20 protein-coding genes and 1 pseudogene are annotated in these 16,811 nt (G+C 71.3%); 14 read left to right on the top strand and 7 right to left on the bottom strand.

Annotated elements, in window-relative coordinates:
• Positions 1-114: 114 nt before the first annotated feature.
• Complete coding sequence (locus AMK10_RS18510; protein WP_073748901.1) at positions 115-807, bottom strand: hypothetical protein; 693 nt, start codon at positions 805-807, stop codon at positions 115-117.
• Positions 808-1,056: 249 nt separating this feature from the next.
• Between AMK10_RS18510 and AMK10_RS18505 the strand changes: the two genes are divergently transcribed.
• Entirely contained in the window at positions 1,057-1,284 is a 228-nt protein-coding gene (locus tag AMK10_RS18505) for a hypothetical protein (RefSeq protein ID WP_073748900.1), read from the top strand.
• A 42-nt stretch (positions 1,285-1,326) separates the two neighbouring features.
• On the opposite strand, the gene AMK10_RS18500 is transcribed toward AMK10_RS18505, so the two are convergent.
• On the bottom strand, positions 1,327-1,704 hold the full coding sequence (locus AMK10_RS18500; protein WP_073749338.1) for a hypothetical protein: 378 nt from the start codon (positions 1,702-1,704) through the stop codon (positions 1,327-1,329).
• Positions 1,705-1,788: 84 nt separating this feature from the next.
• Between AMK10_RS18500 and AMK10_RS18495 the strand changes: the two genes are divergently transcribed.
• From AMK10_RS18495 to AMK10_RS18475, 5 genes are all read left to right on the top strand, one after another.
• Positions 1,789-2,181 carry a helix-turn-helix domain-containing protein gene (locus AMK10_RS18495; RefSeq protein ID WP_198959720.1) on the top strand — a complete coding sequence of 131 codons (393 nt, stop codon included), beginning with the start codon at positions 1,789-1,791 and terminating at the stop codon, positions 2,179-2,181.
• Between the two features lie 82 nt (positions 2,182-2,263).
• Complete coding sequence (locus AMK10_RS18490) at positions 2,264-2,674, top strand: VOC family protein (RefSeq protein WP_073748898.1); 411 nt, start codon at positions 2,264-2,266, stop codon at positions 2,672-2,674.
• 165 nt (positions 2,675-2,839) lie between these two features.
• A complete protein-coding gene (locus tag AMK10_RS18485; RefSeq protein ID WP_073748897.1) occupies positions 2,840-3,325 on the top strand; it encodes a DUF2975 domain-containing protein in 486 nt (161 codons plus the stop codon).
• A complete protein-coding gene (locus AMK10_RS18480) occupies positions 3,325-3,594 on the top strand; it encodes a helix-turn-helix domain-containing protein (RefSeq protein WP_073748896.1) in 270 nt (89 codons plus the stop codon). Before AMK10_RS18485 ends, AMK10_RS18480 begins: the two co-directional genes overlap by 1 nt.
• 120 nt (positions 3,595-3,714) lie before the next feature.
• Entirely contained in the window at positions 3,715-4,371 is a 657-nt protein-coding gene (locus AMK10_RS18475; protein ID WP_073748895.1) for a YceI family protein, read from the top strand.
• A gap of 15 nt (positions 4,372-4,386) precedes the next feature.
• Here AMK10_RS18475 and AMK10_RS18470 read toward each other — a convergent pair whose 3' ends face one another.
• Complete coding sequence (locus AMK10_RS18470) at positions 4,387-5,706, bottom strand: aminotransferase class I/II-fold pyridoxal phosphate-dependent enzyme (protein ID WP_073748894.1); 1,320 nt, start codon at positions 5,704-5,706, stop codon at positions 4,387-4,389.
• 45 nt (positions 5,707-5,751) lie between these two features.
• On the opposite strand from AMK10_RS18470, the gene AMK10_RS18465 reads away from it, so the two are divergent.
• Together AMK10_RS18465 and AMK10_RS18460 are read left to right on the top strand one after the other, a co-directional pair.
• The gene (locus tag AMK10_RS18465; protein WP_079180758.1) at positions 5,752-7,098 is read left to right on the top strand and encodes an MFS transporter; all 1,347 of its coding nucleotides are present in this window, start codon (positions 5,752-5,754) and stop codon (positions 7,096-7,098) included.
• Between the two features lie 133 nt (positions 7,099-7,231).
• Positions 7,232-8,032 carry an SAM-dependent methyltransferase gene (locus AMK10_RS18460; RefSeq protein ID WP_073748893.1) on the top strand — a complete coding sequence of 267 codons (801 nt, stop codon included), beginning with the start codon at positions 7,232-7,234 and terminating at the stop codon, positions 8,030-8,032.
• A gap of 38 nt (positions 8,033-8,070) precedes the next feature.
• Here the strand turns inward: AMK10_RS18460 and AMK10_RS18455 are convergent, their stop codons facing one another.
• Entirely contained in the window at positions 8,071-9,090 is a 1,020-nt protein-coding gene (locus AMK10_RS18455; protein ID WP_073748892.1) for an alpha/beta fold hydrolase, read from the bottom strand.
• A 299-nt stretch (positions 9,091-9,389) separates the two neighbouring features.
• Here AMK10_RS18455 and AMK10_RS18450 point away from each other — a divergent pair, with 299 nt between their 5' ends.
• Positions 9,390-10,493 carry an ATP-grasp domain-containing protein gene (locus tag AMK10_RS18450; protein WP_073748891.1) on the top strand — a complete coding sequence of 368 codons (1,104 nt, stop codon included), beginning with the start codon at positions 9,390-9,392 and terminating at the stop codon, positions 10,491-10,493.
• Between the two features lie 142 nt (positions 10,494-10,635).
• Here the strand turns inward: AMK10_RS18450 and AMK10_RS38690 are convergent.
• Positions 10,636-10,716: pseudogene (locus tag AMK10_RS38690) on the bottom strand (SAM-dependent methyltransferase); the annotation flags it as partial.
• Between the two features lie 201 nt (positions 10,717-10,917).
• Between AMK10_RS38690 and AMK10_RS18445 the strand changes: the two are divergent.
• The 3 genes from AMK10_RS18445 (at position 10,918) to AMK10_RS18435 (ending at position 12,583) form a co-directional block, all read left to right on the top strand.
• Entirely contained in the window at positions 10,918-11,442 is a 525-nt protein-coding gene (locus tag AMK10_RS18445; protein ID WP_073749337.1) for a YbaK/EbsC family protein, read from the top strand.
• A gap of 73 nt (positions 11,443-11,515) precedes the next feature.
• Complete coding sequence (locus AMK10_RS18440; RefSeq protein WP_073748890.1) at positions 11,516-12,028, top strand: hypothetical protein; 513 nt, start codon at positions 11,516-11,518, stop codon at positions 12,026-12,028.
• A 75-nt stretch (positions 12,029-12,103) separates the two neighbouring features.
• Entirely contained in the window at positions 12,104-12,583 is a 480-nt protein-coding gene (locus tag AMK10_RS18435; protein WP_073748889.1) for a hemerythrin domain-containing protein, read from the top strand.
• 226 nt (positions 12,584-12,809) lie between these two features.
• Here the strand turns inward: AMK10_RS18435 and AMK10_RS18425 are convergent, their stop codons facing one another.
• Positions 12,810-14,351, bottom strand: a complete 1,542-nt coding sequence (locus tag AMK10_RS18425) for a hypothetical protein (RefSeq protein WP_073748887.1) — start codon at positions 14,349-14,351, stop codon at positions 12,810-12,812.
• A 241-nt stretch (positions 14,352-14,592) separates the two neighbouring features.
• Between AMK10_RS18425 and AMK10_RS18420 the strand changes: the two genes are divergently transcribed.
• A complete protein-coding gene (locus AMK10_RS18420) occupies positions 14,593-15,099 on the top strand; it encodes a hypothetical protein (protein ID WP_073748886.1) in 507 nt (168 codons plus the stop codon).
• Positions 15,100-15,129: 30 nt separating this feature from the next.
• On the opposite strand, the gene AMK10_RS18415 is transcribed toward AMK10_RS18420, so the two are convergent.
• A complete protein-coding gene (locus tag AMK10_RS18415; RefSeq protein WP_073748885.1) occupies positions 15,130-15,642 on the bottom strand; it encodes an anthrone oxygenase family protein in 513 nt (170 codons plus the stop codon).
• 237 nt (positions 15,643-15,879) lie between these two features.
• Here AMK10_RS18415 and AMK10_RS18410 point away from each other — a divergent pair, with 237 nt between their 5' ends.
• Positions 15,880-16,758: a septum formation family protein gene (locus AMK10_RS18410; RefSeq protein WP_073748884.1), complete on the top strand. Its 879-nt coding sequence runs from the start codon at positions 15,880-15,882 to the stop codon at positions 16,756-16,758.
• Positions 16,759-16,811 lie beyond the last annotated feature (53 nt).

The raw sequence follows: 16,811 nt of genomic DNA, 5'->3' as shown, positions 1-16,811 counted from the left end.
CATCGGTGGACCGGTTCGAGGTCTGCACCGAGGCCGTCGACACCGCCTACCGCCTGAGCGCGTCCCCGCCGGAGCCCGAGTTCACCCTGTCGAACGTCGAGGTGGCCGTCTCCGTCACTGTGAACGAGGACCGCTGCGCATGGACAAGGTCGAAGTCTTCCGCTCCTGGGGCAGCAGTGCGCGCACGGTCAGCAACAGCCCCACGTTCAGGACGACTTCCGCAGCGTTGCCCAGCACGGGTATCTGCGCGGCCGCCCCGGAGACCACGACCATGACAGCGGCGGTGACCGCCAGCCAGGCAAATCCGGTGGACCGCCACAGCACGATCCCGGCGAGGAGCACCACCAGTCCCGTGACGATGGCCGGCATCGGGCCCACCGGAGATGCGGCGTCGTTCGTGTAGCGCAGGGTGTCCGCCCAGCGCTCCGTACGCAGCGTCAGACCGACGATGTCGTGGAGCACACCCGCCGCCACAAGCAGGACCGTGAGGCCGACGGCGACGCCCCGCACCCCCTTGCGCCGCGCCCACGGCAGCCCCGCGCGGTCGGCCGCCGACAACGACCAGAGGACGAGAAGGGGCGTCAGCAGCGCGTGCCCGGCGAAGCGGGGAACGCTCATCGCCTCCAGCAGCGGCCCGGCGCCCACCGAACTCCCGAGAGCGATAACGCCGTTGTCCCAGACCAGCGCGGAGCACACCAAGGTCGGCACAGCTGCCAAAAGACACGGGGCCGCCCGCCAGTGGCGTCCCGCGGACACCGCCAGCCACAACTGCGCGGCCGCCAGCACAGCGAACGCCAACGAGATCACTCAGGACTCCCCTCGCACCACTCAATGTATTTCAATCATCAAGATACTTGATGGGGTGCAAACCTCCGGAGGCAGGGGCGACACCAGTGTCACGCCCGCGACCTCACCGCCACCCGGTCACGCACCGCTGGCGCGAGTCGACACAGCCGCCGTGTCCGTCGTCGTAGCGCCGGAGCGGTCCTGAGGCGTGGGAAACGACGTGATCACGGTGCGGTCTCGGGGTACCCGCCATGCAAGGAGGCCCTCATCATGAGTGCAAAAGCCAAGAAGAAGACCAGGTCCAGGGTGTACCTGTCGCTCGGTACCACTGCTTTCGGCGCACTGGGCGTCGCGAAGCAGGCCAGGATGGCTCGCGAGGAGAACGACACGCTGCGGCTGGTCGACGCCGTGGTGTCGGCCGCCAAGGTCGCCACCGGTCTGGCCATCCTCTATCGCGAGCTCAAGCGTCTCGGCGATGACGACGTCCTGCTGGGGTGAAGCCCTCTCTCGAACCCGGGGCGGGATGGAGGACCTGACCGATCAGCCGTCCGCCCCGGCTATGGGATCCGCGTCGCGCATGCCGGGGAAGGCGTACCCCTCGGTCTCGTCCCAGGGGACGTCGAGGTCGTCCAGGTGCACGTGCCACTCCGCCCCCGGCAAGGCGCGGCGCAACTCGCTCACGGAGCCCAGCACATGATCGAGCACCGACAGGACGCGATCGGGCTCGAACGGCATCTTGGTGGATCCGGCCAGGATCTCGGACGGCTCGCCGCCACCGCCGTCGTACAGGTACAGACTCTCCTCGTCCTCGTACGGAAAGGACGACATGTGGGCGGCGACGATGCGGGCGACAGCGGCCGTCTCGGCATCCGTCGACGGCACCGTCCGGCGCGCGCTGTAGTAGAGGGAAACGCTCATGCCCCCGAGCGTACGGAGGGGGTATGACAATGCCCCGCGCCGGAGCACGCCGTCCGGCGACGGACGCCGTGGTGGGATGGGCTCGTGAGCCGCACCGTGGAAGAGACCAACCGCCGTATGCTCCGGGCGCGGGACGCGATGGACCGTGCGTACGCCCAGCCTCTCGACGTCCCGGCCCTGGCCCGGATCGCCCACGTGTCCCCGGCGCACTTCGCGCGCACCTTCCGGGCCACCTTCGGCGAGACACCGCACCGCTATCTCCAGCGCCGCCGTGTCGAGCGGGCGATGTTCCTGCTGCGGGAGAGCGAGCACAGCGTCACGGACATCTGCTACGAGGTCGGCTTCGGCAGCACCGGCACCTTCAGCCGCACGTTCCGCGACATCGTGGGCCGGTCACCGAGGACGTACCGCAAGGAGGCGGCGGTCGCGGACGTCCCCACCTGCTTCACGAAGGCGTGGACGCGACCGCGCGCATGACCGTCACACACCCGCCGCGCCCGTGACCGACCGAGCAGTTCTGGATAAGTTTTCGCCGAGCCGGCCGTCTAGCGTGAGAGACATGTTCAACGCCATCACGCACTCACAGATCTACGTCCTCGACCAGGACCAGGCCCTCGACTTCTACGTCGGCAAGCTCGGCCTGGAGGTCAACGCCGACGTCGACATGGGCTTCATGCGCTGGCTCACCGTCAGCGTCCCAGGCCACCCCGACCGCCAGGTCCTGCTGGAGAAGCCGGGCCCTCCGGCCCTGTCCGAGGAGACGGCGGAGCAGGTCCGCGAGCTGGTGACGAAGGGCGCGATGGGCGCCGCGCTGATCCTCACCACGGACGACTGCCGCAAGACGTACGAGACGTTGAAAGCCCTGGGTGTGGAGTTCACGGACGAGCCGACGGAGCGCCCGTACGGCATCGACTGCGGCCTGCGTGACCCCTTCGGCAACCATCTCCGGTTCACCCAGCTGAAGGACTGAGGACCGGGGCCGGACACACCTGATCGCGGCGGTGGCGGACCACCGGCATGGACATCGCCCCGGACGGTCCGCCACCGCTGCTGCCGCATCCCTCCCCCGCCCCACTCTTGCCCAACCTATCGAAAATCGATAGATTAATATCGTAAATCGATGGAAGGGTGAGCCGTGGGGAAACTGACCGTGCGCGCGCTGCGCGCCGTTCTCGTGGTGGTGCTGACCGGCACCGTGTTCGTGCAGGCGTCGATGGTGTGGGCGCTGGCCACCGACCCCGAGCAGGGGCCGCTCCCGCTGACCCCGCTGCGCCTGGTCACGATCCTGGGCATGGTGACGGCCCAGGTCGCCCTGGTCTGCGTATGGCGGCTGGTGACGATGGTGCGGCGCGGAACCGTGTTCTCGCACGCCGCCTTCCGTTACGTGGACATCGTGATCGGTGCGATCACGGCGGCCTCTCTCCTGTGGTTCACGGTCACGGCTCTCAACGCGCCGGGGCAGCGGGAGGACCCGGGCGTCACCGTCATCATGGGCGGGGTGGGCGTGGCCATCCTGGGGGTCGCGCTCCTCGTGCTCGTCATGCGGACGCTGCTGGCCCAAGCCGTCGCCCGCGATGTCGAGGCGTCCAGGATGCGGGCCGAGCTGGACGAGGTGATCTGATGCCGATCGCCGTCGACATCGATGTGATGCTGGCCCGGCGGAAGATGTCCGTGGGGGAGCTGGCGGACCGCGTCGGGATCACACCCGCCAACCTGGCGGTGCTCAAGAACGGCCGCGCCAAGGCGGTGCGCTTCGCGACGCTCGCCGCGCTCTGCGAGGTGCTCGAATGCCAGCCGGGCGACCTCCTGCGCTGGGAGAGCGAGGACGCCGCGGCCGGATCACCCACCTCGGGGCACGCACCGCACGTCGCCGAGGAGACCGCTCCGTGAAGGGGTGGGCAACCCTCCGCAACCGCCGGACCGCCACCGTGTGAAGGTCCGACCGTGAATGTTGGGGTTCCTTGATCATCTCTTGCGGGGGTCACTTACCTCGGAGTAACTAACTGTTCCATGAACCTCTTCAGCCGCAGCTCCTTGCTCCGCCGTCCGGAGACCCCCACCGAGGAGCCGACCGCCGCCCCGATGGCCGCCGGTGCTGCTGTTCCGCCGGACCCCCGGCTGGCGGCGCTCACCGGGGAGTGGATGATCGACCCCGCGCACAGCAGGATCGGCTTCTCCGTACGGCACGCGATGGTGACGACGGTGCGCGGCGCCTTCCTGGAGTACGAGAGCCGTCTGTACTTCGACGGGCGCCGCCCGGAACTCTCCCGGGCCGAGATCTCGCTGGCCACCGCCAGCGTGGACACCGGCGTGGAGCAGCGCGACGCGCATCTGGTCGGCCGTGACTTCCTGGACGCCAGGAACCACCCGCGCATCGGCTTCGTGAGCGACGGCGTGCAGCTCGTCGGCAAGGACGTCTACCGCATGAACGGCAACCTCACCATCAGGGGCATCGCCCGCCCCGTGACCCTGGACCTCACCTACATCGGTTACGTCACCGACCCGTTCGGCTACGAGCGCGTCGGGTTCGACGGGACCACCACCATCAACCGCTCCGACTGGGGACTGACGTACAACGCCCGGCTGGCCGAGGGCGGCGCCATGGTGAGCGAGCGGCTCCGTCTGCAGTTCGACATCGCCGCCATCCGCACCCCCACCCCCGCCTGACGGATCGCGGCGGGTCTAACCGCCGTACACCGCCTGCGACTCCGTGAGCGCGTCCGCGAAGTCCCGTGCCAGACGTGTGGCTTCCGCAGGGGTGAGGGTCGCCGTGGTGACCCGGACGGCGGGCGGGGACGCGATGCGGAACCGGGTTCCCGCCGCCGTCCACCAGCCCCGGGTGCGGAGTCCGTTGACGACGGCCGACTCGTCCCGCACCGGCACCCACACATTGAGCCCGCTGACTCCGTGGGACGCGATGCCGTGCCCGGCCAGCGCCGCGCCCAGAGCCTCTCGGCGGGTGGTGTAGGTCCGGGCCGCCCTCGCCACCAGACGGGTCACGGACCGATCGGTGAGCAGGTCCGCGACGGTGGCCTGGAGGATGTGGCTGACCCAGCCGGAGGTCAGCAGCAGGCGCCCGTCGTGCCGCGCGAGGGTGGCTGGGTCACAGGCGAGCGCGGCCCAGCGGAGATCGATGCCGAGGTGCTTGGACACCGTACGCACATGGGCCCAGCGGGGCAGTCCGCCGGACGCGAGGGTCACCGCGTCCGCACCGGAGATCTCCGAGTTGTGGTCGTCCTCGACAACCAGCACTTCAGGGAAGTCGCCCAGTACGGCCAGGAGTTCGTCCCTGCGGGCAGGGGTGAAGCGCCCGCCCAGCGGGCTCTGGCCGCGCGGGCTGCACACCAGGGCCCTGGCCCCGGCCCGCAGCGCGGTGCGCAGCGCCTCCGGGCGGATGCCCTCGTCGTCGACCGTCACCGGCAGCATGCGGAGCCCGAGGGCCGGCACCAGGTCGAGCAGATGATGGAAGCCCGGGTCCTCGACGGCCACGGCGTCACCGGGCTTGAGCTCGGCGGACAGCAGCCGTCCGATGCAGTCCAGCGCCCCGTGGGCGAACGTCACCGATTCGCTGGGCACTCCGTCCCGGGCGAACCAGGCGCGGGCCGCGTCCTCCAGAACGGCGAGTCTCGGCGAGGCTCGGTGGGAGCCGGACACGGGGTCCACGCGCGCGGGCGGGGTGAGCACCGGGAGGCAGTCGGGGTCGGGGTGCCCGCCCGCCAGATCCCTCAGCCCGGAGGGCACTTGGGGTGGCCGTCGTGAGGTGACGGCGGGAACGGACGCCACCACCGTGCCGCCGCGGCCCAGGGTCACCACGACTCCGCGCCCGCGCAGCTCCTTGTACGCCGACGCCACCGTGCCCGCGCTCACGCCCAGTTCCTCGGCGAGCCGCCGCACCGGAGGCAGCGAGGAGCCCGGCCGGAGGGTGCCGTCGGCCACGCGGCTCTCCACGGACGCGGAAATCTCTCTGGCCGTACCACCTTGGATGCCATATTGTTCTGCCACAGAGAAATTATTGTACCGATACAAAAGAGATGTCAAGGGGGGCCGATGCGACAGACACCGAGCCGCGTACCGCTCGTCCGGCGGCTCGCCGTGCCGGGCGGCCGGGACGGCAGGCGGATGCTGGTCGTCGCTGTCATCGACAAGGTGGGCACGGGCCTGTGGACCGGGGCGGCGACGCTCTACTTCATCTACGTCGCGCATCTGTCGGTAGCCCAGATCGGTGTGCTGATGGGCCTGTCCGGCATCCTCGGCATAGCCGGGCCGCCGATCGCGGGGCGGCTGGCCGACCGTTTCCCGGTGACCCGCATCCTGGTCGTCGCCCAACTGGCCCGTGGCGCTGCCCTCCTGGCCCTGCTGTCCACGAACGAGTACGGGCTGCTCGTCCTCTACTCGGCGCTGGGCGCGCTGCCCGACCGCGCGTCGAGCGTGCTGACGAAGCTGTTCGCCGCGCGTGTCGCGGGTCCCCACCGCATCCGGTACCAGGCGATCCAGCGCACCGCGGTCAACATCGGCTGGGCGGTGGGTGCGGCCGGGGCCGCCGCCGCGCTCACCGTGGGCACCGCCGCGTCCTACCGGGCGCTCCTGCTCGCCAACGTCGCGTCCTACGCGGTCATCGCGGTCCTGACGCTCCGCTGCGCGGAACCGCCGGCCCCGAGCCGGATCGTCACCGGTCCCGGCGTGCCCGTCACCGGCACCAGGGGGCCGACACCCTGGAGGGACCGCCGCTACCTGGCCTTCACCGGTTCGGAGATCTGGCTGTTCCTGGACGACAGCATCCTCCAGGTCGGATTCCCCCTGTGGATCGTCCACGCCACCACCGCCCCGGTCGGGCTGGCACCGCTGGTCCTCGTACTGAACAGCGTGCTGGTGATCGCGCTCCAGGTGCCCCTGTCCCGCTTCGGCGAGACGCGGGCGGCGGCCCGTCGGCTCCTGGTGCCCATCGGTGCGGCCTTCCTGACCGGAGGCGTGGCGCTCGCGGCGTCGGCGGACGGCGGCCCGTGGTTCGCCACCGTCGCGGTCCTGGTCGCGGCCGTCGCCTTCACGATCGCCGAGATCCTGCACGCGCTCTCGTCCTGGGAACTCTCGGTCTCCCTCGCCCCCGGGGAGGCACAGGGCGCGTACCTCGGTGTGCACGGCCTGGCGCAGTCGGCGCAGCGCAGCCTCGGCCCCGTCGTCGTCGGCGCCGCCGTGACCGCGGGGCCGCTCGCCTGGCCGGTGCTCGGAGCCACGCTGGCGCTGGTGTGCCTGGCCCAGCACCGGTTCGTCGGGCCGTCTCCGCACGTCCCGCCGCCGGCCGGGGAGATGGGCGCGGGCGCTCCGCGGACCCGCGCCGCCGAGGACGCCGTACGGCCCCCCGCAGCATCGCCGCCTCCGCCCGCGCAAGGAGGCTAACGGCGGGCCGGCCCGTCACTTCGTGAGGTGGCGGGCAGCGGGCCGGCCGCCACCGCTGGGCCGTGGATCACCGGGGTACCGTGGCCGAACACAAGGCCGATCCGGCTGTCTTGGTCGCACGAGGTGACGAACGATGAACGAATACGCGCTGCCCACCCCCCACCCGACGAACGCCCACCCCGCACGGGTCTACAACGTCTGGCTGGGAGGCAAGGACCACTACCCCGTGGACCAGGAGGCCGCCGAGCTCGCCGCGGAGGCGAACCCGACGATCGTGCCTTCGGTCCGGGCCAACCGGGCGTTCCTCGGGCGCGCGGTCCGTCACCTCTCCTCGGCCGGCATCCGCCAGTTCCTCGACATCGGCACGGGCATTCCCGCCGCGGAGAACACCCATGAGGTGGCCCAGCTCGCCGCCCCCGACTCCCGCGTCGTGTACGTCGACAACGACCCGATCGTGCTCACCCATGCCCGGGCTCTCCTCGTCAGCGGCCCCGAGGGGCAGACCGACTATGTGCAGGCCGACGCGCGGGACGTCGACGCGATCCTCGACGCGGCCTCCCGCACCCTGGATCTCAGCCGGCCGGTCGGCCTCATGCTGGTGGCGATCCTCCAGTACATCAAGGACTCCGAGGACCCGTGGGACATCGCCCGCCGGCTGCTGGACCGGCTCGCCCCCGGCAGCTATCTGGTCCTGTCGCACCCGGCCGCCGATGTGACCGCCCCCGAGGTCGCCGAGTCCATGCGGATCTACAACGAGCGTGCCGCGAGCCACGCTTCGGCGACCCCGCGCACCCAGAAGGAGGTGGAGCGCTTCTTCGACGGCCTGGAGATCCTGGACCCGGGCGTGGTCACCCTGACCCGGTGGCGTCCGGGCCCGTCCGACACCCCGGACGACACCCTGCCCATGTGGTGCGCGGTCGCCAGGAAGCCGTAGGGAAGGTCCTCGCCACGTGAGGCCGGCGCGCCCCGGCCTCACGTGGCGCTGCGCTCGCTCGCCTCCCGCAGGTCGCGGTCCACCGCGCGGTCGAAGGCGGGGTCGGGCGTGCCGTCGGAGCTGCCCGGGCGGCCGGCGCGGAGGTGCTCGCGCCAGCGTTCCTGGCTCCAGTCGGCCGGAGCGGTGGTGCTCATGAAGTCCTCGACCAGGGCGCGGAAGCGCACGGGGTCGCTGTGGAAGGGAAAGTGCCCCGCGCCGTCGAAGATCTCCAGGCGGCTGCCGGGCATGGCGGCGTGGGCGCCGTAGGCGTGCTGCACGGGAACGACGCTGTCCCGTGAACCCCACAGCAGGAGCGTCGGCATCCCCTGGGCCAGATAGCAGCGGTCCAGCATGGTGACGACCTGGCCGCGCCAGTCGACCACCGCGCGCAGGGTGCTGATGAAGGCGCTGCGGGAGGTGGCGTCGGGGAGGGCGTCCACGAGGTCGATCAGCTCGTCCGCGTCCTGGCCGAGGTCGGTGTCGAGCAGCTTGATCAGCCGGGTGAAAAGGCCGACCTGGCTGCGCATGCCGGGCAGCCGCAGCGTGGACAGCATCAGGTCGGCGCCCGGCAGGGACACGGCCCGCAGGACGGGGTTGACCTCCCGCCCCACGCCGCCCGCACTCACCAGGATCAGCCGGTCGGTGCGCTCGGGGTACTGGTACGCGAACTGCATGGCCACACCGCCGCCGAGCGAGTGCCCGACCAGGGTGGCGCGTTCGATACCCAGGACTCCGAGCAGGTCCCGGATGCCGTTGGCGTAGGCGGCCACCGAGTAGTCGGCCCGGGGTTTGTCCGAATCCCCGTGGCCGAGCAGGTCGGGTGCGATCACGGTGTGGTTGCGGGCCAGCTCGGGGATCAGGTCCGCCCAGGTCGCGGAGGAGTCGCCGATGCCATGGATGAGCAGGATGACGGGCCCCCGGCCCGCCATCCGGTACGCACGGCGGTAGCCGTGGATGGTGCGGTGGGACAGCTCCTCGCCGCCTCCGGCCCCTCGTCCGCGTGCTGGTGCGCCCGCCACGGCACCGCCTCCATCTGCTGCTCCGACGCTTCCCCGGCGAGTCTGGAGAACTCCCGCGCCGAGCGGATTACCGGGACGTTTCAGTCGGCGCCCGTTGTGATGCCCGAGGGCGGCCTCCCGTCGGCCCCGGCATTCGTAACACGGGCGTAGCAGTCCAGCGGGCCGACGCGCCCTATGATCGCCCCAGCACACCCGCCACGTGCAACTTCCCTTGGTCTGCCGTGGTTTCGTGCGTCCCCCTCTCTGCCCGGGCACGGGCCGCAGCGCTGCCGTGCCCACGAACCCGGAAGGCGGCCTGAATGGGCTCTCCCGTACGTATCTGGCTCAACCGCACGTACGCGGAGAACGTCTTCTTCATCGACCAGCTCCGGGACAATCCGCACGGGCGGCAGGTCCTGGTGCACGCGACCCACGGGGATCCGGACTCCCCCGTGCTGGCCGCGGCCGACACGGCGGCTCCCGAACCGGAGGGCCTCTCCCCTGCGGCATACGTCGAATACGCGCTGGACCAGTGCGCCAGGCGCGCCATCGATGTCTTCGTACCCGTCCTCCACCAGGCGGCGATCGCCGCGCACCACGACGAGTTCGCCGCGCGGGGCACGACGCTGCTCGCCCCGCCCGCCGAGGCCTGCACGCTGTTCCAGGACAAGGTGACGGCGTACGAGGCGGTGGCGGCCGTGGGGATACCCGTGCCGCCCTGGTGGCGGGTGCGCACCGAGGAGGAGCTGGTCGAGGCCGTCGACGCGATCGAGGCCACGGGCGGCAAGGCCTGCTTCAAGCCCGCCGCCGGTGCCGGTGGCGTCGGGTTCCGCATCGTCACGCGGGCCCCGTTCTCCCTGCTGCACCTGGGCGGCTTCCCGAGCCCGTATGTGCCCCTCGACCTGGTGACCGATGCGCTGCGGAGCAGTGGCGGGCGTGGTGTCGACTGGCTCGTGATGCCCCGGCTGGACGAGCCGGAAGTGTCCGTGGACTGCCTCACCGGGCCCGACGGCGAGGTCAGGATGGCGGTGGGACGGACGAAGAACGGGCGACGCCGGGGCTTCACGCTCCGCCCCGCGTGGATCGAGCCGGCCAGGCTGGTGGCCCGGACCTTCGGGCTGCGGTGGCTGACGAACATTCAGTTCCGGATGTACGAAGGCCGGCCCGTCCTGATGGACGTCAACACCCGCCCGGCGGGCGGACTGCACCAGCTCGCCCAGTGCGGCCTGAACGCGCCGTGGGCCGCGGTGCGCCTGGCGCTCGGTGACGACCCGGGCGACCTGACCCCCGGCTTCCTGGGCGAGGACTACTCGGTCGTCGCGGGGCCCCGGGCGCTGCGCCCGCTGGTGGTCCCGGCGCAGCGGCCCGCGGAGGTGCCCACGGCTCGTGCCGCCACCACGGGTGAGGTCGGGGCGGCACTCTGACGTACGGGGCGTGGAGGTCCCGCCTTTCGGGCGGGTCCGCCGTGCCGGAAGGCGGGCCGGGCGGGTCCGCCGTGCCGACGGCCGTCCCCTACTGCTTGTATCCGGCTCCGCCGAAGGCGTCCACATCGGCGGGGACGCTCGCGCTCTCCGGGTCGTAGAGGTCCGCGTCGACGTGGTCGGTGGCCCCTTCGGGTGTGCTGGTGAGCAGGGCCCACGCGTGGGCGCCACCAACCTACCCAGGGGGCAAGCCCGTTGGCGAACAATCGATCACCGGTGCCGCTTCGGGGGCGGGCCGGCGCACGGACGGACTATCGTCGTGACGGCAACGCGTCCGCGCGTCACCAGGACCGCCCAGAATTCGACGAAGGATGGAAACGTGCCCCAGCAGTCCGCATCCGCCCAGCAGGAGTCCGTGGTCGTCTCCGTGGACGTCACCGGCGGCGATGCCTATCTGCGGCTGGTGTCGCTGCTCGACGAGCACGGCGCCCGGTACCGCGTCATCGACCACACCCCCGAAGGGCGCACCGAGGAGGTCAGCCGACTCCGTGGGAACCCGGTGGAGCAGGCGGCCAAGTGCCTGGTCGTCATGGTGAAGACGGGCAAGCGCACCAAGCAGTACTTCCTCGCCGTCGTCCCGGGAGACACCCGGGTCGATCTGCAGGGCCTGAAGGCTCTGGCCGAGGGGAGTTACGTCTCGTTCGCCTCGGCGGACAGGGCCGAGGAGCTCTCCGGAAGCGTCAGCGGCACGATCCTCCCGTTCAGTTTCCATACGGATCTGGAACTCATCGTGGATCCGCGGGTGCTGGAGCACGAGGAGATGTACTTCAACGCCGCGCGGCTGGACCGCTCGCTGGCTCTGAACACGCAGGACTACCGGGACCATCTGCTGCGGACCGGCGCGCGCATCCACCCTGTCGCCGCCGAGGACTCCGCTGCGGCGGAGAAGTAGCAGCCCTCGGGACGCCCTCCACGGCGCCCGGAACGATCCGGGACACGCACTCGGTGCCCGATACGATGATCCGATGGGCATTTTCGACACGTTGACCGGCACCAGGCACCCCGAGAAGGGCATCGCTCCGCGTTCGGCGGAGGAGGTCCGGGCCGCCCTCTTCGCCATCAACGGGCCCGACGTGCCGTACCGCGTACGCAACGCCACTCCCGACGAGGGCGCCGGCCTCGTGGCGGAGTGGCGGGTCACGGAACCGGCGATGCGCACCTTCTTCGTACGGACGCGGCTCGACCGGACCGTGAAGACCCGGATGCGCCTGGTCCCGGAGAAGCACGAGGTGCGGACCTTCGACGAGCAGTGGGAGGTGACCTGGGCCGGGGACACGCCCCGGCTCAAGGAGTCGCGCGAGTACTCCCGGGGTCAGGTGACCATGGTCTCCCGGTCGTACCGGATCGGGCGGGGAGCCGACGGTCGCGCGGAGGCCACGGAGGTGTTCCGCTTCGACCCCACGGAGATGAAGGACCCACTGCGGGAGGCGGTCCTCGACGCGGGATGGACCTGGCGGGGTGTGCTGTACAAGCTGTGACCGGCCCTCGGCAGACGCCGGCGGCCCCGGCGTCACAATCGGCCCATATGCCGCCTGTCGGACTACGGTGGGCGCATGTGTCACTACTGCGGCTGCCGCGAGATCCCACTGATCAAGGAGTTCATCGCGGAGCACGAGTCCGTGACCGACACGGCCGGCGACGCCCTGCGGGCCCTGGACCACGGCGATCGGGCTCTGGCCGGGGAGCTGGTCGCGCGGATGGCGCGGGAACTGCTCGCCCACTGGCAGGGTGAGGAGCAGGGGCTCTTCGCGGTGATGGGCCGCGACGCGGAGTACGCCGGTTACATCGACGCGCTGGTACGGGAGCACCGGGAGCTCGCCGCGTTCCTGGGCCGTGTCGATCTGGGCCGCGCCGAGGACGTCGGACAACTGCGGGAAGCGGTGGACGAGTTGCACCGGCACATCGCCAAGGAGGAGGACGGCCTCTTCCCGGCCTCGCTGACCGCGCTCTCCGGGGACGAGTGGGACCTCTCGATGGCGGCGTGGCGGACGGCGCACCCGGACGCGCCCGGGGACCTCGGAGTCGGTCGTTGACGGAGACACCGATGAGCCGGAGCTTGCCCTCCTTCTTCAGGTCGGCGACGGTCTCCAGCCAGTCCGCGCGGCCCAGCCGGACGTCGTTCCGGACGTGGAACCGGACCACGTCGAAGTGGTCCGTTCCACTGCGTCCCAGCTCGCGATATCGCACCGTCGACCTCCATGTGACGGCCCGGCTCCCGTCCGGGAATCAGGTCGACGACGGGCGAGCCGGCGGCTGAGGTCAGCCGGATGGTCCGCTCGCCGCCTCCCGTCCCTGGGCGGGGCCGGGCAGCAGATACGCCCGACCGGTCCCGGGGCCCCGGCCGGGCGGCAGGGGCATGCCCGGCAGTCCTTCGGCGAAGGCCGGCGGGTCGTCACCCCCGGTCACCAGGACGGCCGTCGGGAGACGGCGGGCCGCGGCGAGGAGCACCTCCGGAGTGGTGCTCGCGTCATGGCCGTCGGTCTGGCGGGAGGCGCAGCCCGCGTAGTACGCGACCGGCACGGCCTGGTCCCCGCTGACCACGCACGGCGGGCGCACCCCCGCGCCGTTGAGCGCGCGGGCGGCGGCGGCGAACTCCGTGGTCGTGGCACGGCTCGTGCGGACCACATGGCTGAGGACGGAGAGCTGGACGGTGAGATGCGCCGCCAGGGCCAGGGCCAGCAGGACGGCGCCCACGGGTCTGCGGGCGCCCCGCGTCCGGGCGAAGAGCCGCGCGAGGCATTCGGCCGCCGGGACGGCCAGCAGCGCGTAGGCGGGCAGCAGGAAGCGGGGCGCGGCGTAGCCGACGAGGAACAGATACGGCACGGCCGTCGAGACCCCGGCCGCGGTGGCCAGCAGCGCCGTCGCGCCCCGGCCTGCCCTTCGGGCCGCACGGATGCCGCCGATGACGAGCAGGGGCAGCGCGGCCCACCAGAGGGCGGTGGCGGGGTTCTCCCAGCCGATGTCGCAGGGTCGGCAGAGGGTGCGCCCGGCGAGGGCCCGCAGATGGTCGTCGACGGCGATGTTCCAGCCCAGCCCGCCCTGGATCTCACCGGCCCGGTGGAGCCGGGCGCCGAGACCGCCGTAGTGGGCGTACGCCTCGGCGGCCCAGGGTGCGCAGCCTGCCACCAGCCCGGTGACCAGCGCGGCGCACAGGCCGGGCAGGCGCCGGCCGGGCAGCAGGACGGCCGCGAGGGCCAGGGGCATCGCGAGCCAGAATCCGTCGGAGGGCCGCATCAGGGCGACCAGCGCCACGGCGGCACCGGCGCCGATCACCTCCGCACGGCCGGGGCCGCGTCCCGCGCCACCGCCGAGGGCCCTCGCGACCCACCCGGTAGCGGCCAGGGCACCCAGGGCGCACCACAGGTTGGGCATGGCGGCCGGGCCGTAGAACAGCGTCGGCCACAGACCGGCGAACAGCGCGCCCGCGCCCACGAGTACGGGTGCGGGCAGGACCCTGCGCCAGATCCAGAGGGCGAGGACCAGCCCTCCGGCGGAGAGCAGCGTGAGATGGATCCGCAGCACGGTGGTCGACGCGGTGAACGCCGCTGCCGGAGCGACGAGATAGGTGATCCCCCGGGCGCGCGGTGCGCTGAAGAACGCGGGAGGGGCATTGCCTCCCACCTGGCTGACATAGACCGTCTCGTCCCAGGAAAGCCCTGATCCCGGTACGACGAAGGTCAGTTGCACGGTGACGAGCACCAGGGCGACGACGGCCAGCCAGGGAAGTGGACCTGGCACCCGTCCGGCCGGCCGGGGAGAAATGTCCCTCGGCGCGGGGCGCACCCGTCCGGCTGCGTACATGGCGGCTCCTCACCTTGACCGAACGACGGACAGCGACGGCCTTGGTCAAACGAGAGCCAGTGCCCCGCGTCACGCGGCGCCCCGCGTCCCCGCCTCCGAGGGGGTTGTCCCCCAGGGCTTCAAGGGGGGACAACCCCCCAAAGAATCAGGGGCCTTTCCGTATCGTCCGGGGGACGCGCCGGGTCCAGGCTGTGGAGTGCAATCAGTGCACTGTTCCGCACACCCCGACTGGAGGCTTTCCGTGACCGCCCCCGCGCACCGGCCGAAGCGCCGCACCGCTCATCCGCTCGTCACGGCGTTCCTGCGTTTCGTCGTGTGCGGAGGCGGGGTCGGCCTGGCGTCGAGCGGTGCACTGGTGCTGCTCGGCGCACACGTGCCGCTGGTCGTCGCCAATGCCGTGATCACGGTCGTCGGCACGGTGATCGCGACGGAGCTGCACAGCAGGATCTCGTTCCGGACGAACCGGGGTGGATGGCGTGTGCATCTCCAGTCCGGTCTGACGGTGGCCGTGAGTTACGTGTTCACCACCGGGGCTCTGCTGGTTCTGCACGCCGTGCAGTCGGCGCCATCGGTGCTGGTCGAGCAGTCCGTGTATCTGTCGGCGTCGGCGATGGCCGGCGTCGGGCGTTTCGCACTGCTCCGGGTGGTGGTCCTCGCCCCGGCGACGAGGCCCGCCGGTACCGCGGCGACCATGACGGCCGCCGGTGCCCCCGTGCCGGCCAGGCCGGCGCTCACCGTCGCGGCCTGACACTCCGGCACCGGACGCCGGGAGCCCTCGTCAGGGGCTCAACTCGCCCACGCCCGTGCCGTGCAGGTGGACCGCCCACAGCAGTGCGCCGAGCGAGGCGGTGTGGAGGACGGCGCGGACGGTGTTCCAGGTGACCCAGTCGCTCTCGAACGCCGCCCGCGCCTCGGTGAGCCGGTCGGGCGCGGCATCCTGCGGCACCGCGTCGAGGGCGTCGTTGAGCGGGACGTTCCGCGCGCCGGTGACCAGGAACGCCGCAGCGTACAGAGCGAGCGCCGCGATGATCCACGGCAGGGCTCCCGGGCTGTGTCCCTTCGCCGCGAGAACCGTCGCCAGGACGAGCAGGGGCAGCGGCAGCAGAAAGGGCGTCAGGAACCAGCCGTTGACGATGGATCGGTTGATGTGCTGCATGCTCCGGACGAAGGCGCGGTCGTCGGTTCGGGCCAGGCCCGGCATGACGGCGTACGCGAAGGCGCAGAAGAGCCCGGCCATCAGGGCGGCTCCCAGCGTCGACGCGAGGAGCGTCGCGGTCTGCAGGCTTCTCATGCGCGCCCCGTCTCTCGTGCGGCCCGGACTTCCGGTGTCCTCGCGGGCGGAGGAGGTGAAGCCGAACTGAGCGCCCCCCGACGCTGCCGCTACTCCAGGATGACAGCTGTTGACTCAGTTCACAAGGGTTATGGTTGCGGAGCGCTCCGGGCATCACCTGTGCACAGACATGTCACAGGCATGCCATACGATGCGCACATCTGTTCACAGAACTTCCGTTTGAGGATGCCCAAAGCCATGTTTCCCGGTGTCACGTCTCGCTCCGCCCGCGGCATGTCCGCCCTTGTCGTCCTCCTCGCGATCGGCGCGGTCGGCTGCTCCGACGCCATCGACAGCGCCACCGCCGGCGCCAAGAAGGTCGTCCGTCAGCGCTCGGTCTTCTCGCTCACCCCGGGCGACTGCTACAACCCGAACAGCGGGGTGAACGAGAGCGAGGAGTTCAGCGTCGAGATCGTCCCGTGCGAGGAGCCCCACGAGGGCCAGGTCGTCGGCGAGTTCAAGATCGAGGGCGAGTCCGCCTACCCCGGTGACGAGGGGGCGTCGAAGATCGCGGACGAGCGTTGCCCGACCGAGTCGCAGAAGTTCATCTCCGACACCTGGGCGATACCCGCGGGCGTCGATCTCTTCTACTACTACCCCACCAGCCAGAGCTGGGCGACCGGCGACCGGGCCGTGAGCTGCACGTATGCCAAGGAGACGGGCACCTTCACCGAGTCGCTGAAGAACGACTCCCTGAACGCCGACCAGAAGGCGTACCTCAAGGGTGCGGGCGCCGTCTACGACGCCCTGTGGGCGAACCAGCCCGAGGCGGAGCAGATCGAGGACGACCTCGCCGGCTACAAGAAGCAGGCCAAGGCCGTCTCCACGGCTCTGGACGCCCACCTCACGAACCTCGAGGGCATCGAGCAGCCGGAGACCGTCAAGCTGGCCAAGCAGCTCAAGAACGCCGCCGACGCGTGGAAGGACGCCGCGTCGGCCGGTGACACGGACGCCTTCTACATCGCGTACGACCTGGCCTTCACCGGCATCGACCCGAACAAGTCGGTCGACGCCCGCAAGGAGCTGAAGCTCGCCACCACCGTCCCTGCCGACGACGCCGAGGTCTGGGCGAGCTGACCCCTCCCGAGGACCGGCACGGCGACGGACCCGCCCCGCCCGGACGGACATCG

Source organism: Streptomyces sp. CB02058, from assembly GCF_001905505.1.
Lineage (GTDB): Bacteria > Actinomycetota > Actinomycetes > Streptomycetales > Streptomycetaceae > Streptomyces.
This window is presented reverse-complemented; position numbering and strand designations above follow the sequence as displayed.